The sequence below is a fragment of the Paraburkholderia sp. RL17-383-BIF-A genome (assembly GCF_046028015.1).
Lineage (GTDB): Bacteria > Pseudomonadota > Gammaproteobacteria > Burkholderiales > Burkholderiaceae > Paraburkholderia.
The window spans coordinates 280,376-303,769 of the sequence record NZ_JARESR010000006.1; the positions used below are offsets into that span (position 1 = coordinate 280,376).

Annotated in this window: 22 protein-coding genes and 3 tRNA genes; 13 read left to right on the top strand and 12 right to left on the bottom strand. The window is 61.2% G+C overall.

The genetic code is table 11. The features are described 5' to 3' along the window. The first annotated feature begins 320 nt into the window (after window positions 1–320). The 5 genes from P0D71_RS10165 (at window position 321) to P0D71_RS10185 (ending at window position 3,495) form a co-directional block, all read left to right on the top strand. Entirely contained in the window at window positions 321–1,541 is a 1,221-nt protein-coding gene (locus P0D71_RS10165) for a Bcr/CflA family multidrug efflux MFS transporter (RefSeq protein WP_408479855.1), read from the top strand. 119 nt (window positions 1,542–1,660) lie between these two features. Then, window positions 1,661–1,891 carry a hypothetical protein gene (locus P0D71_RS10170; RefSeq protein WP_038457419.1) on the top strand — a complete coding sequence of 77 codons (231 nt, stop codon included), beginning with the start codon at window positions 1,661–1,663 and terminating at the stop codon, window positions 1,889–1,891. 201 nt (window positions 1,892–2,092) lie between these two features. Further along, a complete protein-coding gene (locus tag P0D71_RS10175; RefSeq protein WP_408479856.1) occupies window positions 2,093–2,497 on the top strand; it encodes a RidA family protein in 405 nt (134 codons plus the stop codon). Window positions 2,498–2,816: 319 nt separating this feature from the next. Continuing rightward, on the top strand, window positions 2,817–3,092 hold the full coding sequence (locus P0D71_RS10180; RefSeq protein WP_408479857.1) for a hypothetical protein: 276 nt from the start codon (window positions 2,817–2,819) through the stop codon (window positions 3,090–3,092). 43 nt (window positions 3,093–3,135) lie between these two features. Further along, entirely contained in the window at window positions 3,136–3,495 is a 360-nt protein-coding gene (locus P0D71_RS10185; protein WP_091799836.1) for a superinfection immunity protein, read from the top strand. 41 nt (window positions 3,496–3,536) lie between these two features. Here the strand turns inward: P0D71_RS10185 and P0D71_RS10190 are convergent, their stop codons facing one another. The 5 genes from P0D71_RS10190 to rph form a co-directional block, all read right to left on the bottom strand. After that, complete coding sequence (locus P0D71_RS10190; protein ID WP_408479858.1) at window positions 3,537–4,898, bottom strand: alkaline phosphatase family protein; 1,362 nt, start codon at window positions 4,896–4,898, stop codon at window positions 3,537–3,539. Window positions 4,899–5,697: 799 nt separating this feature from the next. Beyond that, a tRNA-Ser gene (locus tag P0D71_RS10195) sits at window positions 5,698–5,787 on the bottom strand. 55 nt (window positions 5,788–5,842) lie between these two features. Continuing rightward, window positions 5,843–7,072: a radical SAM family heme chaperone HemW gene (gene hemW / locus P0D71_RS10200; protein ID WP_408479859.1), complete on the bottom strand. Its 1,230-nt coding sequence runs from the start codon at window positions 7,070–7,072 to the stop codon at window positions 5,843–5,845. Then, window positions 7,069–7,716, bottom strand: coding sequence for an RdgB/HAM1 family non-canonical purine NTP pyrophosphatase (gene rdgB, locus P0D71_RS10205; RefSeq protein WP_408479860.1), 648 nt, complete (start codon window positions 7,714–7,716; stop codon window positions 7,069–7,071). Before rdgB ends, hemW begins: the two co-directional genes overlap by 4 nt. After that, entirely contained in the window at window positions 7,709–8,449 is a 741-nt protein-coding gene (gene rph, locus P0D71_RS10210) for a ribonuclease PH (RefSeq protein WP_408479861.1), read from the bottom strand. Before rph ends, rdgB begins: the two co-directional genes overlap by 8 nt. 209 nt (window positions 8,450–8,658) lie before the next feature. Between rph and P0D71_RS10215 the strand changes: the two genes are divergently transcribed. The 5 genes from P0D71_RS10215 (at window position 8,659) to P0D71_RS10235 (ending at window position 13,608) form a co-directional block, all read left to right on the top strand. Continuing rightward, window positions 8,659–9,582 carry a YicC/YloC family endoribonuclease gene (locus P0D71_RS10215; RefSeq protein ID WP_091799848.1) on the top strand — a complete coding sequence of 308 codons (924 nt, stop codon included), beginning with the start codon at window positions 8,659–8,661 and terminating at the stop codon, window positions 9,580–9,582. 18 nt (window positions 9,583–9,600) lie between these two features. Next, window positions 9,601–10,278: a guanylate kinase gene (gmk, locus tag P0D71_RS10220; RefSeq protein ID WP_091799852.1), complete on the top strand. Its 678-nt coding sequence runs from the start codon at window positions 9,601–9,603 to the stop codon at window positions 10,276–10,278. Window positions 10,279–10,338: 60 nt separating this feature from the next. Then, complete coding sequence (gene rpoZ, locus P0D71_RS10225; RefSeq protein ID WP_006025620.1) at window positions 10,339–10,542, top strand: DNA-directed RNA polymerase subunit omega; 204 nt, start codon at window positions 10,339–10,341, stop codon at window positions 10,540–10,542. A gap of 93 nt (window positions 10,543–10,635) precedes the next feature. Beyond that, window positions 10,636–12,993, top strand: coding sequence for a RelA/SpoT family protein (locus P0D71_RS10230; protein ID WP_091799855.1), 2,358 nt, complete (start codon window positions 10,636–10,638; stop codon window positions 12,991–12,993). 108 nt (window positions 12,994–13,101) lie between these two features. After that, the gene (locus P0D71_RS10235) at window positions 13,102–13,608 is read left to right on the top strand and encodes a phage protein NinX family protein (protein WP_408479862.1); all 507 of its coding nucleotides are present in this window, start codon (window positions 13,102–13,104) and stop codon (window positions 13,606–13,608) included. Window positions 13,609–13,727: 119 nt separating this feature from the next. Here P0D71_RS10235 and P0D71_RS10240 read toward each other — a convergent pair. Then, a tRNA-Arg gene (locus P0D71_RS10240) sits at window positions 13,728–13,804 on the bottom strand. Between the two features lie 82 nt (window positions 13,805–13,886). Then, a tRNA-Arg gene (locus P0D71_RS10245) sits at window positions 13,887–13,963 on the bottom strand. 120 nt (window positions 13,964–14,083) lie between these two features. On the opposite strand from P0D71_RS10245, the gene greB reads away from it, so the two are divergent. Next, the gene (gene greB, locus P0D71_RS10250; protein WP_408479863.1) at window positions 14,084–14,653 is read left to right on the top strand and encodes a transcription elongation factor GreB; all 570 of its coding nucleotides are present in this window, start codon (window positions 14,084–14,086) and stop codon (window positions 14,651–14,653) included. A 112-nt stretch (window positions 14,654–14,765) separates the two neighbouring features. Here the strand turns inward: greB and P0D71_RS10255 are convergent, their stop codons facing one another. Both P0D71_RS10255 and P0D71_RS10260 read right to left on the bottom strand, forming a co-directional pair. Continuing rightward, a complete protein-coding gene (locus P0D71_RS10255; protein ID WP_408185368.1) occupies window positions 14,766–15,911 on the bottom strand; it encodes a porin in 1,146 nt (381 codons plus the stop codon). A 534-nt stretch (window positions 15,912–16,445) separates the two neighbouring features. Then, window positions 16,446–16,694, bottom strand: coding sequence for a hypothetical protein (locus P0D71_RS10260; RefSeq protein WP_408296318.1), 249 nt, complete (start codon window positions 16,692–16,694; stop codon window positions 16,446–16,448). A gap of 404 nt (window positions 16,695–17,098) precedes the next feature. Between P0D71_RS10260 and P0D71_RS10265 the strand changes: the two genes are divergently transcribed. Together P0D71_RS10265 and P0D71_RS10270 are read left to right on the top strand one after the other, a co-directional pair. Next, the gene (locus tag P0D71_RS10265; RefSeq protein ID WP_408479864.1) at window positions 17,099–17,302 is read left to right on the top strand and encodes a cold-shock protein; all 204 of its coding nucleotides are present in this window, start codon (window positions 17,099–17,101) and stop codon (window positions 17,300–17,302) included. A 349-nt stretch (window positions 17,303–17,651) separates the two neighbouring features. Next, the gene (locus tag P0D71_RS10270; protein ID WP_408479865.1) at window positions 17,652–18,803 is read left to right on the top strand and encodes an exonuclease domain-containing protein; all 1,152 of its coding nucleotides are present in this window, start codon (window positions 17,652–17,654) and stop codon (window positions 18,801–18,803) included. A 149-nt stretch (window positions 18,804–18,952) separates the two neighbouring features. Here P0D71_RS10270 and P0D71_RS10275 read toward each other — a convergent pair whose 3' ends face one another. The 3 genes from P0D71_RS10275 to P0D71_RS10285 all read right to left on the bottom strand — a co-directional run bounded on the left by P0D71_RS10275 (window position 18,953) and on the right by P0D71_RS10285 (window position 23,364). Continuing rightward, window positions 18,953–19,549: a chorismate mutase gene (locus P0D71_RS10275; protein WP_408479866.1), complete on the bottom strand. Its 597-nt coding sequence runs from the start codon at window positions 19,547–19,549 to the stop codon at window positions 18,953–18,955. Between the two features lie 332 nt (window positions 19,550–19,881). Then, window positions 19,882–20,031, bottom strand: coding sequence for a hypothetical protein (locus P0D71_RS10280; protein WP_007180815.1), 150 nt, complete (start codon window positions 20,029–20,031; stop codon window positions 19,882–19,884). 633 nt (window positions 20,032–20,664) lie between these two features. Further along, on the bottom strand, window positions 20,665–23,364 hold the full coding sequence (locus P0D71_RS10285; RefSeq protein WP_408479873.1) for an excinuclease ABC subunit UvrA: 2,700 nt from the start codon (window positions 23,362–23,364) through the stop codon (window positions 20,665–20,667). Between the last annotated feature and the right edge of the window lie 30 nt (window positions 23,365–23,394).

Here is a 23,394-nt window from a genome sequence, read left to right on the forward strand (position 1 = left end):
CGGAATAGTGGGGAAGAGCGCCGCGAACACTTGGAATGTGGCCGCAGCCGTTCAGGCGGCAGCATAGCCGATCGGCGGTGCGCCTGCCGTGCGTGGCCGATGTGCGGCGGGCTGCGCCGTGAGAAGTCCCCGTGGCCGCCTAACGACGTAACCGACCGGTTTCCTCGACGTGGCCGTACGCGACCCGCGCCCACCGTCGCCATCGTCCCCGAAGCCGCAGGCGGTTAACCGTCGAGTACAATTGAATCTATCACGCTGCTGCTGTCCCCGTTTCACCTGTTGCGCTGCCGATGGCGGCGCGGCGCTTCATCTGGAATCCCATGTCTCACGTCACCAGAAGCCGGCCCGATGGCCGGCTGATTCTGTTGCTCGGCGCGCTCGCCGCGTGCGGGCCGATTTCGATCGATATGTATCTGCCGAGCCTGCCTACTATCGCGCAGGCATTCGCTATCAGCACCGGCGCCGCGCAGACCACGCTCACCAGCTTCATGTTCGGTTTTTCGATCGGCATGCTGCTCTACGGTCCGTTGTCGGATACGTATGGCCGCCGGCCGGTGCTGCTCGGCGGCATCGTCATGTATGCGCTGGCCAGCGTGGCCTGTGCAATGTCGTTCTCGATCGGTTCCCTGGTCACGTTCCGTTTCGTTCAGGCGCTGGGCGCGGGCGCGGCTTCGGTGCTGGCCCGAGCCATTGCACGCGACGCCCACGGTCCGACCGATGCCGCCCGCGTACTCTCGATGCTCGCCATCGTCACGTCGATCGGGCCGTTGCTTGCGCCGTTGATCGGCGGGCAGTTGTTGCTGCTCGGCGGCTGGCGTGTCGTCTTCGTCGCGCTGACGCTGTTCGGCACGGTGTGTGCGGTCACCGCGTTTCTCAAGGTGCCGGAAACGTGGCCGCGCGAGAAGCGCGCCCAGTCGGCGCTGCTGAAATCGTTCGGCGCGTATGGCAAGTTGTTGCGCGATCCGGTTGCGTGGGGGCTCATGCTGTGCGGCGGCATGGCGTTCGCGTCGATGTTTGCGTACATCACGGCGACGCCGTTCGTCTACATCGAGTATTTCCATGTGTCCGCGCAGCACTACGGGTTTTTGTTCGCGCTGAATATCGTCGGCATCATGTTCGGCAACTTCATGAATACGCGACTCGTCGGCCGGCTCGGTTCGCTGCCGATCATATCGTTCGCCGCAACCGTGAGCTGTATTGCCTCGCTGTTTGTCTGTCTGGTATCGCTGACCGGGTGGGGCGGTCTGTGGTCGATCGTGTTCGGCCTGTTCTTCGTGGTCGGCGTGGTTGGTATTCTGTCCGCCAACTGCACGACCGATCTGATGCATCGCTATCCGGTGAATGCCGGCGCCGCGGCCGCCGTGTTCGGCGCCGTCCAGTTGGCCCTCGGCGCCTTGTCGAGTCTCGCGGTTGGACTCTGGCAGGACGGCTCGCCCAAAGGCATGGGCGTCACGGTGGGAGTGGCAGGGCTGCTCTGTTATCTCGGCCGGATCCTGGTTGTCAGGTGGCATGGAACCAAGGCGCCTGTCGCGGCCGTTTAAAGGGCAATGAGGCGCGAACCGCGCGGCGTCTACGGAAAACACCAGGTGTTGCGTGCGCGCGACCGTGCGTTTCAATTTGCATTGCTATGATGGAGCCACTGTTCCTCGGAGCGGCAATCATGGCGATCAGAGATTTGATGAACGGCGAACGGCAACACGCTGCTTTCGCTGAAGCGCAGAAGCTGGCGGACAGCGGCGCCTATCATGATTACACGGACATCGAATACGTCTTGCGCTTTGATTACGGCTTGTCTGATGTATCGGCGCTGCTCGACAGCCAACTGATGCATCGCGACCTGAATCGCCGTTGCGCGGATGCGCGCGAGAAACTCGAGATGCTCGGCGTGTGATGCCCAACGCGTGACGTGGGCGGTCGAGCGGCTCTCGCATCGAGGTGTGCCAATCGTGTGAGGTGTTGTGCCGGAAACGGCCAGCGCTTGCACGTCGCATGATTTCTCGCGTCGTCGCTTCATCGCATAGGCGTAATGGCATGCTCTCGCGCGAATGTGCCGCGTGCAGCGTCATGCGCCGTCACATCTGGAGTGGTCTTCATGTCTGGTAGTCAACACGACTCGCATCTTCCGCATACAGAAAATCCCGCTACGCTCTCCAAGCCGGGCGGTCATTACAGCCACGTCGCAATCGCGAATGGTTTCGTGTTCGTCTCGGGACAACTGCCGATCACCGCGCAAGGCGACAAGCTCTCCGAGGCTTCGTTCGAGGTTCAGGCCGAACAGGTGCTGGCCAATGTGCAAGCTGCGCTCGAAAGCGCGGGCAGTAGCATCGCGCAACTGGTGCAGGTGCGCGTCTACATTGTCGATGTCGAGCACTGGATGAGCTTCAATCAGATCTACGCTCGGTGGGCAGGCGAGGCTCGACCCGCACGTGCCGTCGTGCCGGTTCCTCAACTGCATTACGGTTTCAAGATCGAGGTCGAGGCGACCGCGCTGGTTTAGGTGACGGCAAAACATCGGCAATGAGCGATATCAAACCGCGTGGTCGCTGAATCTTTCGACCGTGCGCGTGAAAGCGGGACCTGCAACGGGACCCGCAAGCAGACGAAATCGACAAAACGCTTGCCCAAATCGGCCAACCGCCTGGGCATACCCGCACGCTCCACATGCCTGGGCCGACGCCACATTGTTCGGCTGGTAGCAATTGTGATTTCACGCTATCGGCATAGAAAAAAGATAGGTCGCAACTAAACTCAATCTTGTCAGCGGCGTGCGTCTTAACCGGCGTGCGGCGCTCTTGAAACCGGATTGGGGATTCACCATGAAAAGCAAACTTCTTGCGGCGTTGCTCATCGCAGTTACCGGCGCGATCGCTGCGCCCGCGTTCGCCAGCGGCTACGGGCCGGCGCCTTCCTATCGTCCTTTAGTCGGGGCTCCTGCTTCACAACGAGGCCAGAGCGCGCAAACCATTGCAGTGGAACGCAACGATGCGACTGGTTCTGTCGGTGATTCGTATGGTGGTGTGGTGGCGCAAACATTCGCGTCGGGCAGTCGTCAACCTGACGTGGCGGTTGGTAGCGTGTACTCACGTCACTAACTTGAGCGTGGTTTGCTGGCCAAGGCTGTAGCGAGGTGTCGAAATGCTGAAGTTTATTGAAGGTGCGGCTCTGTTGGGTGCGCTGATGCTTTATCTGGTTCCATCCATGATTGCGGACGCCAGAGATCGGGAATATGCCTTCGCGGTAACCATGGTAAATATCCTGCTCGGGTGGACGGTGATCGGTTGGTTCGCTGCGCTGGTGTGGGCGCGGTATCCGGTCAGCGACCGTCGCTTGAAGCACTTCGCGAGACGGGCGCAACGCGCGGTCGCACGAGTCACGATCGATGCCATCGTTGCACGCGCTGAATGTCGTGGCAGTTCAATTCCGGTATTCAATCCTCGCGTGGCGCCATTGGTTGCGCGCATTGCGGCAAACTGTCATCGCCATCCACGGGACTAGGTTGCTCTGTGTGATCAATCAATAGTCGGCGCCAGCTTCTTTCACGACCCGCCTTTATAGGTTGCAACAACGCCCGCAAGGTCTCCCCAGTTCGGCGAAGACAGCAGCTCCGGATGGTCCTGTTGAACCTTCAGCGCGACGCTGCGAAAGGCTTGCGCACATGCGGAGAGGTCGGCTGGCCGCGTGACGGGCGGCGCGACAGGCGAGCTCTTTGGTGTCGGCAGATTCAGTTTGGGAGCAGGGCCCGGCGTTTTTACTTCAGAAAGCGCGGAGCTGAGTTTCGAAAGCTGTGTGCGCGCGCTGACTGGAGCGGAGTACGTGCCACCCGCATTGAACTTGTCCGCGAGAAGCTGAAGTATCGACGTGTGGTCCAGGTTGCAGGAATAGACGCCGCCCGGTGTCACGTAGGGCGAGATCAGGAACGCCGGTACCCGCAGCCCGGTGGTTTGGAACTGATAGCCGGCGACGTCGGTGGGAATCGCAAGGGGACTGACGTGATCGAAAAATCCCCCATGCTCGTCATACGTGACAATCATCAGCGTCTCATCCCAGCGTTTGGACGCGGAGATGGTTTGATAAATGCCCGCAAGGAACGCTTGCCCTGGGGCGACGCCGGTAGGTGAGTGATCGTCATTCGGTGCGAGATGCGGGCCGTCGGTGTATTCCGGCTCGATGAAAATGACCTGAGGCATGTTCGCACCGTTCGTCCAGTCTGCCTTGAAGCGCGAGTATCGCCTGAACCTGCCTCCGTTGCCGTTTAGCGGCAAGGCGAGAGAAGTCACGATTTCAGGTAGCCACTTGGGCATCAGGCTGAAGAACGGGAAAAATCCTCCCGACTGGTAGACGCACCAACTCGCAGCGTGTGCGGTCAGCCAGTCATAAACCAGGGACTGCTCAGGAAGAAAACCCGAAACGTTGTCGCTAATCGCGCTCTCTCCCGACATTGCCATCAGGCGATTTGCCTGAGTTCCCGTGGGAAGCGGCGCAAACCAGCTATCGCACACCATGAAATTCCTGGCGAAGAAATCGAAAACAGGTAGTGCGTCGGCGGCGTAGTAGCCCATTACCATCGAAAGGTCGGCTGGCGGAGGATTTCGTGTCGCGTAGCTCGCGACGAATCCGCCCAGTTCCGGGCAGCCTCCGTTCGCGCAGGGTGTGTTTATTTGTGTCGAAATCGGCGTGCGGTCATGCGGAGGGTCGGGGATGAGTTGGGTCGACGGTGAAAGAGCATGGATGGGATAGGTCTTGCCGCCGTAGAGGTTCGTGAAATTCTGCTGCCAGGCGGGATCGGCCGAGAGTCCGTTGACGTCCTTTCCCTTGAGGCTCAGGTAGCCGAGAACATGGTCGAACGACCTATTCTCCATCATTACGACGATGATGGTCTTGATGTTGTCCAGTGACATGCTGCCTCCGTTATCTCGCCATCAAGGCGACGACCTCGCCTGCTGAAGTGCCGGCGCGAAGGAATCCAGGGGAGCGCGGCACTGCGGACATCCTGACTCGAATGGATTTCCTTTGTCAGCGTCCCGGAGTGCGGGCTGAGACCACGCGGGTCGAACGTTCGCTGCGAGGGCTCGGACCTCTTGCGCAGGCTCGACGCGGCAGTCTTGCTTCCGGGTAGACGTTAAGGCTAGTTCACGTCACATCACTGTTCAACTTCAGTTGCGTTGTGGCGTCGTTGTGGCGTTATAGGAAAGGCCCGGTTCAAACCGCGATCTGGCTTTCCCTGCGGCTTCCGTGTTCGCAGTGGTTATCCCAAGGATCGGATTTCTGTTTGCTAAGACACGTCCTCAACCTCCTGAAACCACCGTTTCTCCCATACGGAGAGCTTGTCTTTTTTCAGACGCCGCCGCGGATTGCCGCACATCCAGCAACTGCATGGGGTAGGTGTATCGACGACCTTACCGAGTTCCTCGGAAGTCAGGCGACGCCCCCACCAATAGAAGCGCCGATTTTTCATGATTCGCGCCCGGTCTGCCCGGCGCCGCGCTGTACCTGCCATTTCGCACCTCAATTTCGATAGCTGAATGTGCGAAAGCCCGCTCAAGGCGGGCTGGAGGGCAAATCGGATTTTGTGAAGTCTAGACCTTCTGGTGGCGCTTGTCGCGCATGCAGCGCTCGTGCAACGAAGGCTGATCAGCCAGGACCGCGCAGATGCGGTACAAATGAAAACGGGCCCAAAGGCCCGTTTCATTGATGTTCTGGCGGAGGCGGTGAGATTCGAACTCACGGAAAGATTGCTCCTTCGCCGGTTTTCAAGACCGGTGCCTTAAACCACTCGGCCACACCTCCAAGCCCTAAATTGTAACCTGAAAAAACCTCGTTGCGGCATGCCGTCGATCCGCAATCACTGCGGATCTTTCAGAAACAGCTCCTGCAAATCGTTCAGGAAAGCCTGGCCGAGCGGCGTCGGCGCAATTTTTTCGTGGTCGCGCGTGATCAGCTTGCGCCGTTCGGCTTCCTGCAAAGCCGGTTCGATCGACGTCATCGACATGCCCGTGCGCTCGATGAACCGATGCACCGGAAACCCTTCCACCAGTCGCAGCGCGTTCAGCATGAACTCGAACGGCAGGTCGCGCGTGCCGACTTCATGCTCTTCCTGCACCGCCGTGCCGCCCTTCGCCTGCTCGATGAACGTGGTGGGATGCTTGTAGCGCGCCTGGCGCAGCACGCGATTCGGAAACGACAGCTTGGTATGCGCGCCCGCACCGATGCCGAGATAATCGCCGAAACGCCAGTAATTCAGATTGTGCTTGCTCTGCCTGTGTGGCTGCGCATACGCCGACACCTCATAACGCGCGTAACCCGCGGCCGTTGTGCGCTCATGAATCCAGTCCTGCATGTCGGCGGATGCATCGTCGTCGGGCAGCGCGGGCGGGAACTTTGCGAACAGCGTGTTCGGTTCGAGCGTCAGGTGATAGAGCGACAAATGCGGCGGCGCGAACGACAGCGCCGTCTCGACATCGGCCTGGCATTCGGCGAGCGTCTGCCCCGGCAACGCGAACATCAGGTCGAGATTGAAGTTGTCGAAGGTGGTCGAGGCCACTTCGACGGCATGGCGCGCCTGCGCTGAATCGTGAATGCGGCCGAGCGCCTTCAGATGCGCTTCGTTGAAACTCTGAATGCCCACCGAGAGCCGGTTCACGCCGCTCGCGCGAAACTGCGCGAATTTGTCGGCTTCGAACGTGCCGGGATTGGCTTCGAGCGTGATTTCCGCGTCGGCGTCGAGCGGCAGCAGCGCGCGCACGTCCGATAGCAGCCGATCGAGCCCGGCCGCCGAAAGCAGGCTGGGTGTGCCTCCGCCGATGAACACCGTATGCACCTGCCGTCCCCAGACGAGCGGCAACGCCATCTCGAGATCGGCGCGCAAGGCGTCGAGATACTCGTTTTCAGGGAAGGTATCGCCTTTCCATTCGTGCGAGTTGAAGTCGCAATACGGACACTTGCGCACGCACCACGGAAAATGCACATACAGCGCCAGCGGCGGCAGCGACGTCAACCGGATGCTGCCCGGCGACGTGAAGGCCTTGATGACGCCGTTGCCGATATCGGCAGGCACGGGTTTGATCGGAATCACGCTTCCTCCGTCAGGCGCTCGAGCAGTTGCCGCAACGCAATCGCCCGATGGCTGCTGGCGTTCTTCACCGCCGGTTCGAGTTCGGCGGCGCTCGCATTCAGCGCGGGCAGAAAGAAGTACGGGTCGTAGCCGAAACCATGTGCGCCGCGCGGCGCGTCCAGCATTTCGCCATGCCAGCGGCCTTCGGCGATCAGCGGCTCGGGATCGTCCGCGTGACGCACCAAAGCCAGCACACAGAAGTAATACGCGCGCCTGTCGGTTTCGCCTCGCAACGCCGACATGAGATGGGCATTATTCGCCGCGTCGCTCTTTTCGCCGCCGGCGAGTTGTGCGTAGCGCGCCGAATAGACGCCCGGCGCACCGCGCAGCGCGCGCACGCAGAGGCCCGAGTCGTCGGCGAGCGCGGGCAGGCCGGTCAGCTTCGCAGCGTGGCGCGCCTTGGCCAGCGCGTTTTCGACGAACGTGGGATGCGGCTCCTCAGCCTCCGGCACGTTCAACTCGCCTTGCGGAATCAGGTCGATGCCGGCCGCGCCGAGCAACGCCGCAAACTCGCGCAGCTTGCCCGCGTTGTTCGACGCCAGCACGACTTTCTTCAACGGCGAAGCGGATGCGGCTGCGCCATTGTGTTGACTCACCTCATTCACCCTTTTGCTCCAGCGCCGCCTTTTGCTTCGCGATCAGCGTGTTGATGCCGTCGCTTGCCAGATCCAGCAGCGCGTTCATTTCGTCGCGCGAGAAGGGCACGCCTTCGGCGGTGCCCTGAATCTCGACGAAGCCGCCCGCGCCCGTCATCACCACGTTCATGTCGGTGTCGCACTGCGAGTCTTCATCGTAGTCGAGGTCGAGCACCGGCAGTCCGTCGTACACGCCCACCGAAATCGCCGCGACGTAGTCGGTGATCGGCGAGCTTTCGATGCGGCCCGAGGCCAGCAGTTTGGCCACCGCGTCATGCGCCGCCACGAACGCGCCGGTGATGCTGGCCGTGCGCGTCCCGCCGTCGGCCTGGATTACGTCGCAATCGATATGCAGCGTGCGCGCGCCGAGCTTCTCGAGATCGAACACCGAGCGCAGCGCGCGGCCGATCAGGCGCTGGATTTCCTGCGTGCGGCCAGTTTGCTTGCCGCGGGCGGCTTCGCGGTCGCTGCGGGTGTGCGTGGCGCGCGGCAGCATGCCGTATTCGGCAGTGAGCCAGCCTTGGCCGCGGTCGCGCAGAAACGACGGCACGCTCTCGGCGATGCTCGCGGTGCAGATCACTTTCGTATCGCCGAATTCGACCAGCACGGAACCCTCCGCGTGCTTCGTATAGTGGCGCGTGATGCGCACGTCGCGCAGCTGATTGGCCCGGCGGCCGCTGGGGCGTTGGGTGTCGTTGGTCATGTTGGAATCGGTCAGGAAGAAAAGCAGGAGGGAAAGCGCGATTTTACAGCCGATCGGGCGAGGCGGCTGCCCGCATGTGCCTTGGCTCTCCAAGGGGCTCATCGCCAAAAATGGGATAATGGCGTTTCCCCGCCCCGCGTCTCGTACACGCCGGGCGATTCGACTCTCCGGCCATCGTTGAACGCATGGCCACAATCGCGAGAAATACGATGATCTACAGCATGACTGGCTATGCGAGCGCCACGCGCGAACTCGTCCCGGCCTCGGGCACAGGCGGCGTGAGCGTATCGGTCGAACTGCGCACCGTGAACTCGCGCTTTCTCGACCTGAACTTCCGTATGCCGGAAGACGTGCGCGTGTGCGAACCCACGCTGCGCGAAATGTTGATGAACAAGCTGTCGCGCGGCAAGGTCGATATCCGTATCAATCTGCAACGCAGCGAGCAGTCCGCCAACGCGGGATCGATCAATCGCGACGCGCTTGCGCAACTCGCGCTGCTCGAACGCACGGTGCTCTCCACGTTTCCGGAAGCAGGGCGCCTGCGCACTGGCGAAATTTTGCGCTGGCCTGGCATTCTGGCCGAAACCGGCGTGGCGCCCGAAGTGCTGCGCGACGCCGTGCTCGCCTGCGGCAAGCAGGCCATCACCGACCTGATCGACGTGCGCGCCCGCGAAGGCGCGCAACTGGCGACCATGCTGCTCGCCAACGTCACCGAAATGGAAGCGATCGTCACGAAGATCACGCCGCTCGTGCCGGAACTGATCGCCAAGCATCAGCAGAAGATTGTCGAACGCTTGCAGGAAGCGCTGGGCATCGCCGCGCCGGATACGGCGGCGACGAGCGTCTCGCGCGAAGAAATCAACGAACGGATTCGCCAGGAAGTGACGATGTACGGCATCCGTATCGACATCGCGGAAGAACTGTCGCGCCTCACGGCTCACCTGAACGAAACGCGTCACGTGATCCAGAAGGGCGGCAAGGTCGGCAAGCGCCTCGACTTCATGATGCAGGAACTCAACCGCGAAGCGAACACGCTCGGTTCGAAGGCGGCCGCGAAGGAACTGGCGGATTCGTCGATGACCCTGAAGCTGCTCATCGAGCAGATGCGCGAGCAAGTACAGAATCTGGAATAAGGCTGGAGCACCACACAAATGACCGACCACCACACCCGCGAAACGCCGCGCAATCCGTACGCCGGTGCTTACCCTGGCAACCTGTTCATGGTCGTCGCGCCCTCGGGCGCGGGCAAGTCGACGCTCGTGAACGCGCTGCTCGCCGGCGACGACGCGATCCGTCTGTCGATCTCGTACACGACGCGCCCGCCGCGTCCGAAAGAGCAGGACGGCGAGCACTATCACTTCACGACCGTCGACGATTTCATGAGGCGGCACGACGCCGGTGAGTTTCTGGAAAGCGCGGAAGTGCATGGCAATTACTACGGCACCTCGCGCGTGTGGATCGAGGACCAGATGAAAAGCGGCCATGACGTGCTGCTCGAAATCGATTGGCAAGGCGCGCAGCAGGTGAAAAAGCAGTTTCACAACGCGGTCGAAATCTTCATCTTGCCGCCCTCGCTCGAAGCGCTCGAAGAGCGTCTGAAGAAGCGCGGCCAGGACGAGCCGAACGTGATCACGCGGCGGCTGCTCGCGGCCGGCAGTGAGATGGCGCACGCGGCGGAAGCGGAGTACGTGGTGATCAACGAGAAGTTCGATCGCGCGCTCAGCGAACTGCAATGTCTCGTGGCGGCGACGCGTTCGCGCTTCGCCTCGCAATACGCGCGCCACACGCAGCTTTTCGTGCAGCTCGGCATTCACCTGCCACACGCGTGAGCGCGGCGGTGACGCCAGCACATAAGGTAGAATAAGCAACATACTGAGAAGGAACCCAACATGGCCCGCATTACCGTCGAAGACTGCCTCAAACAGATCCCGAACCGTTTCGAACTCGCGCTTGCCGCAACCTATCGCGCGCGTCAGCTCGCGCAAGGCCACACGCCGAAGATCGAAAGCCGCGACAAGCCCACGGTCGTCGCGCTGCGCGAAATCGCGGCGGGTCAGGTCGGCGTCGAAATGCTGAAGAAGGTGCCTGTTTAAGGCGCACTGTTCCGTTTTCGATTGCGCATTGCCACACCTGTAATTGATCCACGTGCAGACCGGCGTCCAACCCTAACCGCTACGGAGGCGAACATGAGTGCTACCCCGCCCACCGCCACCGAAGCGGAACACGACGTCGACTCACCCTCGTCTGCACGCAAGTACATCGACGCGGTCCTCGAACAGTCGTTTCGCCATCTGTTCGGCCCGACCGCCACGCCGGAGCAACCGCGCCGGCATGACGTCGTCTCCATTGCCAAGCTGACCTCCGCCTTGTCCGGCTATCTGCAGCCGGAAGAGATCAAGGACGTCAAGGCGGCCTTCCATTTCAGCGACGAAGCCCACCTCGGCCAGTACCGCCAGAGTGGCGAGCCGTACATCACGCATCCGGTCGCCGTCGCGGAAATCTGCGCCGGTTGGAATCTCGACGCGCAGTCGATCATGGCGGCGCTGTTGCATGACGTGATGGAAGACCAGGGCGTGACCAAGGCCGAACTCGCCGAGCGTTTCGGCGCGAAGGTCGCGGAACTGGTCGATGGGTTGTCCAAGCTGGACAAGATGGAGTTTCGCAATCGCGAAGAGGCGCAGGCGGAAAACTTCCGCAAGATGCTGCTCGCCATGGCGCGCGACGTCCGCGTGATCCTGGTGAAGCTCGCCGACCGGCTGCACAACATGCGCACGCTGGGCGCGGTGCCGCCGGAGAAGCGCCGGCGCGTGGCGCGCGAAACGCTGGATATCTACGCGCCGATCGCTCACCGGCTTGGCCTGAACAATACCTATCGCGAGCTGCAGGACCTGAGCTTCGCGAACTTCAATCCGCATCGGTACGCCACGCTCGAAAAAGCCGTCAAGGCGGCGCGCGGCAACCGGCGTGAAGTGGTCGGCAAGATTCTCGAGTCGGTGCAGCGCGCCATTGCCGATGCGAAGCTCGACGCCGAAGTCACTGGTCGCGAGAAAACCATCTTCAGTATCTACAAGAAGATGCGCGACAAGCAGTTGTCGTTCTCGCAGGTGCTCGACGTGTACGGCTTCCGCGTGGTCGTGGATAGCGCGCTGGAGTGCTACACCTGCATCGGCGCGCTGCATGCGCTGTACAAGCCCGTGCCCGGCAAGTTCAAGGATTACATCGCGATCCCGAAGGTGAACGGCTATCAGTCGCTGCACACCACGCTGGTCGGCCCGTTCGGTGCGCCGATCGAGTTCCAGGTGCGCACGCGCAAGATGCACGAAATCGCCGAAGCGGGCGTGGCCGCGCACTGGCTGTACAAGAACGGCGGCGCGGATCTGAACGATGTGCAGAAGCGCGCGCATCAATGGCTCAAGTCGCTACTCGACATTCAAAGCGAAGCGGGCGATTCGAGCGAATTTCTCGAGCACGTCAAGATCGATCTGTTCCCGGACGCGGTCTACGTATTCACGCCGAAGTCGAAGATCATGGCGCTGCCACGCGGCGCCACGGCGCTCGACTTTGCGTATTCGATCCACAGCGACTTGGGCAACCAATGCGTCGCGGTGAAGATCAACAATGAACTGCTGCCGCTGCGCACCGAGTTGAAGAGCGGCGATATCGTCGAAGTTATCACCGCCCCTTATTCGAAACCGAATCCGGCATGGCTCGGTTTTGTGCGCACCGGCAAGGCGCGCTCGGCGATCCGCCACTACCTTAAGACCATGCGGCTGAACGAATCCGTTCAGCTCGGCGAGCGTCTGGTCGATCAGTCGCTAAAGGGCTATGGGCTGGCGCTCTCGGATGTGACGCCGGAAGCGTGGGAAAAGCTCGTGCAGTGGACCGGCAACAAGAACCGTCAGGAAATTTTCGCGGACATCGGTCTCGGGCGGCGCGTCGCAGCGGTCATGGCCAAGCGCATCGAAGTGCTGATGAGTGGCCGCGACGCCGACGACGACGGCTCGCGCTCCGACAGCAACGCGCCGCATGCGCCGCCGGTCGTCATCACCGGGACCGAGGGGATGTCAGTGCAGCTGTCCGCGTGCTGCCGTCCGATTCCGGGCGACGACATCATGGGCTATATCGGCATTGGCCTCGGCATGGCGATCCACACTACGGATTGCCGTGTTGCGCAGCGTATCCACCGGCGCGATCCGGGCCGCTGGATCGACGTTGCATGGGCGCCGCAACCGGGCCGTCTGTTCGACGTCGCGGTGAAAGTGCTGGTCAAGAACACTAAGGGTGTATTTGCCCGCGTGGCGGCGGATATCACGTCGGCGGACGCCAACATCGTCCACATTGCAATGGACGAGGATCTGTCGCAGGAATCCACCGTGTTGCGCTTCGTGATCCAGGTCAGCGATCGCGTTCATCTGGCCAATGTCATGCGCCGGGTGCGGACAAACCCGGACGTCATGCGCATTGCACGGGAGCGACCGAGCGAAGAAGGGCATCACCGTCACGACGGCGGGATGCGGATCGACCGCGAGCGGGCGGATTACTGATCGGCGGCAGGTGCCCTGAGTCGACCTCGGGGCGCGTCCAATCTCTTCGTTCGAATCTGAACGCACCGGCTACGCGCGAGTCTCACCCGAAACTCAGGGAGAACGCTTGTGAATGTAGCTGACCTCACCGGACTGGCGCTCGATTATTGGGTCGCCCGCAGCCTGCACGACTTCGTGCGCGAAATACACTTTACCGATAGCGGCGAAACCGTGTCGATTCGCGGCAATGACCGCGGGCGTCCGTGGGACGGCCGTTTCACGCCGTCCACGTCGTGGGAGGCGGCGGCTGCTGTGCTGGAGCGCGCGCAGCGACTTGAGGTGCGCGAGAGAACCCACCGCGGCGCGGCACACTGCATCGCGGAATTCGAAGGCGGGCACCGCACGGTGGAAGGACGGGGCGACTCGTTGCGGGTCGCGCTCTTGCGGGCGTTCGTCGAAAGCCGTTTCGGCGATACCGTCGGCGATGTGCTGCACGAGGCGCAGGCGCTGGCCGGCGGCCGGGCGCAACCGATCGGCGAGCGGGAAATCGCCGGTGATCACGTGGCGGGACATTCGTTTGGCGATGCGCCCAGCCCGGACGGGCAGATCGGGGATATTCAGTCGCCGCCACGCTAATGGCGCATGCTGCGCCGCGGCGGGAAGCTGCGAGAGCGGTGCTGCGGGAAAAAAGGCTGAGGGACAAAAAGCTGAGCGGCAAAAACAAAGGGCCTTCCGATCGGAAGGCCCTCTATAGGTGGTGCGGCTGGCAGGATTCGAACCCACGACCCCTTGGTTCGTAGCCAAGTACTCTATCCAACTGAGCTACAGCCGCACGCTAAACGGGTGACGCTTACTTACTGCACTGAAACTGGGTAAAACGTAAGGGCCTTCCGGGAGGAAGGCCCTCGAATAAGTGGTGCGGCTGGCAGGATTCGAACCCACGACCCCTTGGTTCGTAGCCAAGTACTCTATCCAACTGAGCTACAGCCGCACGCAGAAACGAGATTATAGCAAAGGTTTTGAAAAAGGGAAGCATGTAACTGCGATTTGTCTCATAGTCGTGATCGTGTACCCTTGATAGGCAGTCGCTTGCTGCAGTTACCGGACCATCATGAACAAGGCCTTTGTCAAAGAGTCGAGCGAAGAGAATGACGACGATCTCGACGTCGCCCAGCCGGACGTGCCCGCTGGTACGAAAAACTACATCACGCCCGCCGGCTACCGGCGCATGCGCGACGAACTGCTGCATCTGATCGACGTCGCCCGGCCGGAAGTGGTCAAGCTGGTCTCGTGGGCCGCCTCAAACGGCGATCGCTCCGAAAATGGAGATTACATCTACGGCAAACGCCGCTTGCGTGAGATCGACCGGCGCATCCGTTTTCTCACCAAGCGTCTCGATCTTGCTGAAATCGTCGACAGCAGTAAGCAGGAGAACGTCGACCAGGTGTTCTTCGGCGCGGCTGTCGAGTACGCGACCGAAGATGGCGAGGTGCACACGGTGACGATTATCGGTGTCGACGAAGTCGATCTGGATATCGGGCACGTGAGCTGGATTTCGCCGATTGCGCGGGCGCTGCTCAAGGCGAAAATCGGCGATACGGTGACGTTGTATACCCCTGCCGGCCCGCAGCCGATCGACATACTGGACGTCAAATATCCTCCGCCTGATGCCGGCGGTTAGGCCGGGCTTCAATGCGCCGTCTATCGTGTTCTCACCAGGAACTGCGGGCGACGCGGCATAAAAAAAGGCGCCGCGAACGGCGCCTTCGACACTGCGGTTACGCTACGCAGCTTCAGAAGCGGTGACGCAAACCTGCGGTCACAGCAATTTGCTTGTTGTTGCTCGAAGCGGCCAGGCCGTTGATGTCGGCATCGACGATAGCGTTTTCGTTGACTTGCTGGTACTCGCCTTGCAGATACACGTCGGTACGCTTGGACAGCGCGTACGCGGTTTGCAGGTTGAACTGGTTCCAGTGCGGGCGCGTGCCAGCCAAACTTGCGCGGGTGTACGTGTACGAACCGGCAATGCTGACCGCCGGCGTCAGCGCATAGCGAGCGTTCGCTTCGAAGTTCTGGAAGTGAGCGCTGTTGTTAGCGAAGCCGATACCGCCCGTTTGACCGGATGCGCTAGCGCCGATACCGGCCAGGCTCGACAGGTTGGTTTGCGAGTACACCAGGCCGACCGTTGCCGGGCCGAACGAGTAGTTGGCACCCGCGCCCCACGTTTGCTGCCGACCCGCGAAGAACGTGTTGTCGCTCGACACCGCGCCACCCGAGTTGAACGCCGCAGCCGCGCTGGTCGCGCCGTTGCTGTTCAGTTGCAGGTAAGCAGCGGCAAGGTTCAGGCCGCCCCAGTTGTACGACGCGCCCGCGCTGTAGGCGCGGTTGTTCGCGAAGCCATCGGCCTGGTTCGAGAAGCCGTACAACGCGCCGAACTTGAAGCCGCCGTAGTTCACGCTTTGGTACTTGACCGAGTTGTTGACGCGGAACGAGTTGTTCAGGTTGTCATTGTCGAACGGGTGTGCGAACTGCGTGCCGCCGTATTGCGTACCGGTCAGTGCCAGCGGGCCGACGTAGTCGACCATGCTGTCATATTGACGGCCCAGGGTGACGGAGCCGAACTGATCGCTCGTCAGGCCCACGAACGCTTGACGACCGAATTCACGGCCACCTTGCTTGAGCGTGCCGTCATTAATGCCGAAGCCGTTTTCCAACGTGAAAATGGCCTTCAGACCACCGCCAAGATCTTCGGAACCGCGCAGGCCCCAGCGGCTGCCGTTCACCGAGCCGCTCGTTTCCTGCCAGTTGCTGTGACCGTGCTGGTTGTTCGTATAGGTGATGCCGGCGTCGATCAAGCCATACAGCGTGACGCTGCTTTGGGCGTGAGCAGCCGTTGCGAAAACCCCCGTGAGGGCCGCGACCATGAGTGTCTTTTTCATTTTGTAACTCCGAGAGCGAGAGTGGGCATGAACCCAGGCTTAAGGAGACCTTCACGCGGGCGCTGCGAGAGGCGTAATCCGAGTGAGAAGCGCGGTGAACCAAATCGCGCCGGTTTCCGGTTAGGCAGAGTGTAGAGAGACACTTCGCGAATTGGACGTTCCGATTTGCGCAATAAAGTATTACGCGTTCGGAAACGATATGCGACTGCAGTTTAAGCCTTATAAACAAAGGCTTCCGGCGGTTTTGAAGGGATGGGGAATGCGAGGAGGTGAACTTGCGTTGCTGATCCGCGACAATAATCGATGCAAAAAAACAACGCAATAATTCGTAAAAATAGGATTGTTGTTGTTACTGAAATAGATGATTGTTATTTGTGTGAATAATCGAAATGGGCTGAAACGCTATACTGAAAGTTCTGCTTTCCGAAGCAGACTTTTTCGTTGACGAGAAAGATCTCCAAACCTTTGTCGGCGCGACTTCCCAGTCGCGCTTTTTTTCGTCCGCGCGCCGCACTCGCTAATTGGCAAATGCGATCAGTGTGCCGGCGCAGTACCGTCCTGTTCGTCCCAGTTGTCCGTGGTGGCGACGCTCCAGTCCTCCATGACATAGCGGCGCGCGTCCATGGGCGACGACAGGAGGTTCTGCCAATGATCGCCGTGCCACATGGGATCGAATTCGAATGCGGACGGTGTTTCGGCGAGCGGCGCGGATGCGCCGGAAGGCGTGTTCGCGTGCGAGTGGGTCAGCCAGGTCACGAGACGACGAATTTCGTTGAACAGCATGGCAATCTCCTAAAGCGCGTTACTACTGACTACTGCTCTCAATCATCCCGTCGTGAATGCGATGCAGCAAGTCGGACAAACACTTACTGAAAACATGTTTTGTTACATGACTCGCACACTACGGAAGTTTTTCCCGCTTGGGAGATACCTCGCAACCAGTCAAGTAATATTGACATGTATTTATTTTGTTGTTACTGAATAATTTAATGATGGATTTTATGAAATGAGTCGGCTTTATCGAGCAGCGCGATAAACGTATATGCAGAATTCGCTTGAAGGGATTTCTTGGTTCCCCGTATAACGGCAATTCCAAATATCGCCTGACAGAGCCTGTCGCATGAGCTGGCGACATTCGGCATGAGGGCAATGCCCGATTTTCGAAAATCATCGAGGGAAACTGGAAAATGGAAACGGGTATCGTCAAATGGTTCAACGATGCTAAGGGCTTTGGCTTCATCACGTCGGATTTGGGCGGCGAAGATCTCTTCGCGCACTTTTCGGAGATTCGCGCTGACGGTTTCAAATCGCTGAAAGAAAACCAGCGCGTCTCGTTCGACGTCAAGGCAGGCCCGAAGGGCAAGCAGGCAGCGAACATCCAGCCGCTGTAATAGCCGGCTCTGCTGATCCGTGTTCCGCCTAACAGCGCAGTGCGTGCAGGCCCTCGCAAAACGCGAGGGTTTTTTATGTCGTTTATTGTCTTTCCGCGGAAGACTGATTTGACTATCTGGTGCGGAATGATTTGAATGGCACAGAGAATCACCCAATACCTTCGGCGCAGTTCCTGGAAGTTCGCCGCGAAGAAACATAACGAGTGATCGTTTTAGTGCCGCCGCTCGCCCGCGCGAAAACAGTGTGTTCGCGCCTCGCGGGGCAAACGTAATACGATGCCGTCCGGGTCCACCGGGGCCAACTGGTGCATACTTGCCGCAAAGCCACGCGTCCAAAGTATCCTTTTCCATGTCTGAACAGTTTTTGCCGGAACCGGCCCTGAATGGTCCGATCGTATTCGTCGACCTTGAAACTACTGGCGGCTCGACTGCCGAGCATCGCATCACCGAGGTCGGCGTGGTCGAAGTCGGACCTGCCGGCGTGTCGCGCTGGAGCAGTCTGGTCGACCCTCAACAACCGATTCCCTCGTTTATCCAGCAGCTCACCGGCATCACGAATGCGATGGTGCGGGGAGCGCCGACTTTCGAGGCTATCGCCCCCGCTCTTTTTGAGCGTCTGAACGGCAAACTGTTCGTGGCGCATAACGCCAGTTTCGATCGTGGTTTTCTGCGCGGCGAGTTTCGCCGGGCAGGATTGGCGTTCGATCCCGATGTGCTGTGCACCGTGCGTTTGTCGCGCGCATTGTTCCCGGCCGAGAAACGCCACGGTCTCGACGCTCTGGTTGAACGCCACACGCTCGTGCCGTCTGACCGTCACCGGGCACTCGCCGACGCCGATCTGATCTGGCAATTCTGGCAGCGTCTGCACGGCCTCGTGCCGCTCGACGTACTGCGCGCCCAGATCGAGCGCACAACGCGGCGGTATCGGCTTGCCGGCGACATCACGGAAGATCTGCTCGACACCGCGCCAGCAGGTTGTGGCGTGTATGCATTCTACGGAGACCAGGACCTGCCGCTGTATGTCGGACGAAGTGTGCGCGTGCGTCAGCGACTGCGTTCACACCTGACCGGCGAGCGGCGCTCGTCCAAAGATGTCCGGCTTGCGCAACAGGTGCGGCGTGTCGAGTGGCGCGCAACCGGCGGCGAATTGGGCGCCATGCTGGCCGAGGCGCAATGGGTCGCGAAGTTGCGCCCCGTCCATAACAGGGTGCCGCGTGTCGCAAAGAGCGATCCGGCGGATGCGCCCTGGCCGTTCGAGGGGCCGATCGTCTTCGAGGAGCGGGAGGAAGCGTCGCAGGCGCGCGCGTTTCATGTCGTCGACCGTTGGCGCTATGTGGGCCATGCGGCGTCGCTCGCGGAGGCCGCCGAATTGCATGCGTCGAACGCTGAGGGAGCATTTGAACTGTCGACGTACCGCATTTTGCAAAGCCATCTTGCCCGCGGCTTGCGTGTGATGCCGCTGGGCGTATCGAGCGTGACGCCCGTGGCGAATGTAGCTTGACAGAGTCAGCCGGTTGGGAATTGGGCGGCTTCGTTGTACCTCGCTTGGTTTCCAGCCTATAGATCTCCGGCCGTTCAGGACGGACAAGTACACGCGGCCGCTGCGCCAGACTGTCAAGCTTCAGGCTGCGCGCTCCACGCCGCCACCCATTAGCCCGTCGCGCCCACTCCGCCCGTTTCACACACGTGACCAAGGGCGCGAGTCAAGGCGCTCGAACGAAGCGAATCGTAGCGCGTCAGCGACTTCCAGTTGGCTAGCGATTGCGCAACGCGCGACGGACAATCCGGAGCAGCGCGCAGCGGTTGCACGCGTGCAAGGCCGGCCACGAGCGATTGCGTCAGCCGGTCCAGCTGCGGTCTCGTGCTGCTCGCCAGATCGGGCGCGGGGCCTTGCGGCGCTTGCGTGCTGCGCCACGACGCGAACAGGGCGTTTTGCACCTCCTTGCTGGCGTCGATCTGATCCTGGAAGAAGGCGCGGGCAAATGTAGGGTCGACGTTTGCCGCGACTGCGCGCTTTTCGACATCGGCGAGGAGCGCATTCTCGCGCGGCGTGTCAGTGATGTCCTGGTGATTCGCCCACTTCCAGCGCGCCACCGGTTCCGCGAGCGCGAGACGCTGCGAAGCGAGCGCAATCAGATTGGTGAGCGCAGTGTCGTCGCCATCCGCAAGAGCGGGAACTGGCGTGAATGCGAGGGTAGCGAAGAGCGCGAGCGCGCATGACGCGCCGAAGCGGGACGAACGATTCATGGAAGATGGCAGTGGCCAAACGGCCGCGGAGGAGAAACCAGAAGAATAGACGATGCGCCGCTCGTACGGCGTCTCTTCGTTTTCACGCAAAGCTAACGGCGCCGAAAGCAAACGACGCCGAAAGCAAACGACGCCGGCAATGCCGACAATACTTCCGCCTGGCATCCAGAAGGCGAGCAAAAACATGCGCGAGCCGCTCGACCAGGCTCGTGCCAATCAGGCGGATTTCCCCGCGTCTCGATATCGGGCAAAACACGAGAAACTGGACGCGTGCAAGCATTCGCCGCGCGCCGAGCGCGCGGATTCCGATGCTGCATCGCGCAACTGCACAGTTACTTCGAATCGCACGACTTGCGTTGTTCGTCGAAGAAGGCGCGAACGTGCTCAGGCAGTTCTGCACCCAGAAACTCGACGCCAGCGGGTTCCGGATCCGGGCAAAAGACTTTATCCGGGGTCGGAACTTTCGGTGGTTTGGCATCCATGATCTTTCTCCTTTACAAACCGATTATCTGCCTCGGTCCCCGTTTTGCACTAGAGCCTGATGCGGGTCACATCTTGTTTGTTGCTTTAACGGCACAGGCGAACAATGAAACGGAATGTTTGAATAGAATTTATCGGTTCACTGTTGATGCACCGATTGGTTCGTTGCCGGTCAGACCAGTCCGCTAATTCTTCGACGTCCTTCCCAGCCTTGTCCCACGGGCGATTGAGCGCATAGCCGCGGTTTTTGTGCGGCACTCACTTTCTACTGAGTTGTATCAGCCAGTAGTCGCGGATTTTGTGCGCTGCCGCATCGGCAGGATTTTCTTCTTAATGGGCCGAACGTTCGTTAATTACCGAGCGCTTCAGTCCGGGCACATTCAGCCCTCATTGTTTCGTAAACGATCGGTTTGCGGGTTTCGTTGACGAGAAAAACACTTTTCTTGATTTGTGCGTGAATAAATCGGCCCAGCGGCGCAGTGCGAACGGTGGGCTTTTGTCGTTCGCTTTTCATGTGCGTTAGGCGTGGGAGTTTTCACCGGCACCGGGTAGGCGGCTGGTTTGCCGGTGAAGTCGACTTGAACTTGGCTGAACGAAAAGCGCGGCGCTCGCTAGCGCGCACGCTTCCTTTGCAATCACGCTACGAGTTGCTGCCGCAGATAGTCGGCTGTGCGGCTTTCTTTGACCTGCACGACCTGGGCCGGCGTGCCGCTCGCCACGATCTTGCCGCCGGCGTCGCCGGCGCCCGGGCCGACGTCGATGACCCAGTCGCTCTGCGCGGCGACCCGCATGTCGTGCTCGACGACCACCACCGTATTGCCCGCATCTACGAGTCCCTGCAATTGGACCATGAGCCGGTCGACGTCGGCGGGATGCAGGCCGGTGGTCGGTTCATCGAGGATGTACAGCGTGTCGCCGCGTTGCGCGCGTTGCAGTTCGGTGGCGAGTTTAATGCGCTGCGCTTCGCCGCCGGACAATTCGGTGGCCGGCTGGCCAAGCCGCAGATAGCCGAGGCCGATGTCACGCAGCACGTTTAACGCGCGCATCACGCTGCCTTCGTCGGCGAAGAAGTCGCAGGCGGCGTCGACGGTCAGGCCGAGCACCTCGGCGATGTTTTTATCGCGCCACGTGATTTCGAGCGTCTGCGTGTTGTAGCGCGTGCCGTGACACGTCGAGCAAGGCGCATAGACGCTCGGCAGAAAAAGCAGCTCGACGCTGACAAAGCCTTCGCCTTCGCAAGTCGGGCAACGGCCTTGCGCGACGTTGAACGAAAAGCGCCCCGCGCTGTAGCGACGCTTGCGGGCGAGCGGCGTGTCGGCGAACAGCTTGCGCACGTGGTCGAACAGGCCAGTGTAGGTGGCGAGGTTGGAGCGCGGCGTGCGGCCGATCGGTTTCTGGTCGACGCGCACGAGCCGCCGTACCGCATCCATGCCTTCGGCGATATGGCCGCCGGTTGGCACGTTGGTCGCGGCGAGCAGCGGGTCTTGCTCGTCGTCGTCCGGATTGTCGAAGACGCGTCCAAGGCGGCTTGCGACCAGTTCGGGCAGGGCCTGGCTGACGAGACTCGATTTGCCCGAGCCCGACACGCCCGTAACGGCCGTCAGGCAACCGAGCGGAAACGCGGCGTCCAGTCCATGCAGATTGTTGCGCGTGATGCCGGCGAGCCGCAGCCAGCCGCCGGGTTCGCGCGGGCTGCGTTCCACCGGCGCAGGCGGCGCGAACAGATGACGACGCGTTTGCGACGCTTCGACCTGTGCGAGTCCGGCGGGCGGCCCGCTGTACACCACATGGCCGCCGGCTTCGCCGGCCGCCGGGCCGACGTCGACCAGCCAGTCGGCGCGCCGCATCATCTGCAAATCGTGTTCGACGACGAACAGCGAATTGCCCGCCGCCTTCAATCCCTGCAGCGCGCTGAAGAGCGCTTCGCCATCGGCGGGATGCAGGCCGGCCGATGGCTCATCGAGCACGTACACGACGCCGAACAATTGCGACGACAACTGCGTGGCGAGTCGCAAGCGCTGCAATTCGCCGGAAGACAGCGTGGGCGTGCTGCGCTCCAGCGCGAGGTAACCGAGGCCCAGATCGACCAGCGTCGTCAGGCGTTCAAGCAGTTCGGCCGCGATGCGCTGGGCAGCGACGCGCTTCTCCTCCGACAGGTTCGGCGTGCGTCGTACGTCGGGCGAGGCTTTGTGCGCGGAACCGCCTGCCGCGACCCGCTTATCGACGGCATCGCGCATGGCGCTCTTGCTGAGCACGCTGCCTTTACCGGTGGTTTTGCTCGCGCTGTTGCCAGCATTCGCGGCGTCCGGTTCCGGCCATTCGCCGCGCGCGATCGGTTCGAGCATCGCGGCGAGCCGCGCGAGCGGCAACTGTGAGAATTCGCCGATATCGAGTCCGGCGAACTTCACCGACAGCGCTTCTTTCTTGAGCCGCTTGCCATGGCAGGTCGGGCACACGCTGCCGACCATGAACTGCGACACGCGCTTTTTCATCAGGGCGCTTTGGGTGTTCGCGAACGTGTGCAGCACGTAGCGGCGCGCGCCGGTGAAAGTGCCCTGATAGCTCGGCTCGTCTTTGCGTTTGAGCGCGGCGCGGGTTTCCTTGGGAGTAAGGCCGGCGTAGACGGGCACGGTGGGCTGTTCGTCGGTGAAGAGGATCCAGTCGCGGTCCTTCTTCGGCAAGTCGCGCCACGGTGTATCGACGTCGTAGCCGAGTGTCACCAGAATGTCGCGCAGATTTTGTCCGTGCCATGCGGGCGGCCACGCGGCAATCGCGCGCTCGCGAATGGTCAGCGAGTCGTCGGGCACCATCGACTTTTCGGTGACTTCGTACACGCGGCCAAGTCCATGGCAAGTCGGACAGGCGCCCTGCACCGTGTTCGGCGAGAAGTCTTCGGCGAACAGCATGGGTTGCTTCGGCGGATAGTCGCCAGTGCGCGAATACAGCATGCGCACGAGGCTCGACAGCGTGGTCACGCTGCCCACCGACGAGCGTGCGCTCGGCGTGCCGCGCTGCTGCTGCAACGCAACTGCGGGCGGTAGGCCCTCGATGGCGTCGACTTCGGGCACGCCGACCTGCTCGATCAGGCGCCGCGCATACGGCGCGACCGATTCGAAATAGCGCCGTTGCGCCTCGGCGTACAACGTGCCGAACGCCAGCGACGATTTGCCCGAACCGGACACGCCGGTGAACACGACCAGCGCGTCACGCGGAATCTGCACGTCGACGTTTTTCAGGTTGTGTTCGCGAGCGCCGCGCACGCGCACGAAGCCGGTGAATGTGGTTGAGCCGGAAGCTGGCGGTGCCGGGCGAGGCTTGTTGCGAATGGCGTCCATATCGATGAATAGCGGATGAGCGTGGCCTGC

Bases quoted from the DNA above. Each gene is read 5' to 3' on its own strand.
- gmk (WP_091799852.1), top strand. From the start codon at position 9,601: ATGACCGACCACCACACCCGCGAAACGCCGCGCAATCCGTACGCCGGT.
- P0D71_RS10260 (WP_408296318.1), bottom strand. From the start codon at position 16,694: ATGCTGTTCAACGAAATTCGTCGTCTCGTGACCTGGCTGACCCACTCG.
- P0D71_RS10280 (WP_007180815.1), bottom strand. From the start codon at position 20,031: ATGGATGCCAAACCACCGAAAGTTCCGACCCCGGATAAAGTCTTTTGC.
- rph (WP_408479861.1), bottom strand. From the start codon at position 8,449: ATGACCAACGACACCCAACGCCCCAGCGGCCGCCGGGCCAATCAGCTG.
- P0D71_RS10185 (WP_091799836.1), top strand. From the start codon at position 3,136: ATGCTGAAGTTTATTGAAGGTGCGGCTCTGTTGGGTGCGCTGATGCTT.
- P0D71_RS10190 (WP_408479858.1), bottom strand. From the start codon at position 4,898: ATGTCACTGGACAACATCAAGACCATCATCGTCGTAATGATGGAGAAT.
- P0D71_RS10265 (WP_408479864.1), top strand. From the start codon at position 17,099: ATGGAAACGGGTATCGTCAAATGGTTCAACGATGCTAAGGGCTTTGGC.
- P0D71_RS10215 (WP_091799848.1), top strand. From the start codon at position 8,659: ATGATCTACAGCATGACTGGCTATGCGAGCGCCACGCGCGAACTCGTC.
- P0D71_RS10275 (WP_408479866.1), bottom strand. From the start codon at position 19,549: ATGAATCGTTCGTCCCGCTTCGGCGCGTCATGCGCGCTCGCGCTCTTC.
- P0D71_RS10175 (WP_408479856.1), top strand. From the start codon at position 2,093: ATGTCTGGTAGTCAACACGACTCGCATCTTCCGCATACAGAAAATCCC.
- greB (WP_408479863.1), top strand. From the start codon at position 14,084: ATGAACAAGGCCTTTGTCAAAGAGTCGAGCGAAGAGAATGACGACGAT.
- P0D71_RS10255 (WP_408185368.1), bottom strand. From the start codon at position 15,911: ATGAAAAAGACACTCATGGTCGCGGCCCTCACGGGGGTTTTCGCAACG.
- P0D71_RS10180 (WP_408479857.1), top strand. From the start codon at position 2,817: ATGAAAAGCAAACTTCTTGCGGCGTTGCTCATCGCAGTTACCGGCGCG.
- rpoZ (WP_006025620.1), top strand. From the start codon at position 10,339: ATGGCCCGCATTACCGTCGAAGACTGCCTCAAACAGATCCCGAACCGT.
- P0D71_RS10285 (WP_408479873.1), bottom strand. From the start codon at position 23,364: ATGGACGCCATTCGCAACAAGCCTCGCCCGGCACCGCCAGCTTCCGGC.
- P0D71_RS10230 (WP_091799855.1), top strand. From the start codon at position 10,636: ATGAGTGCTACCCCGCCCACCGCCACCGAAGCGGAACACGACGTCGAC.
- P0D71_RS10270 (WP_408479865.1), top strand. From the start codon at position 17,652: ATGTCTGAACAGTTTTTGCCGGAACCGGCCCTGAATGGTCCGATCGTA.
- P0D71_RS10165 (WP_408479855.1), top strand. From the start codon at position 321: ATGTCTCACGTCACCAGAAGCCGGCCCGATGGCCGGCTGATTCTGTTG.
- P0D71_RS10170 (WP_038457419.1), top strand. From the start codon at position 1,661: ATGGCGATCAGAGATTTGATGAACGGCGAACGGCAACACGCTGCTTTC.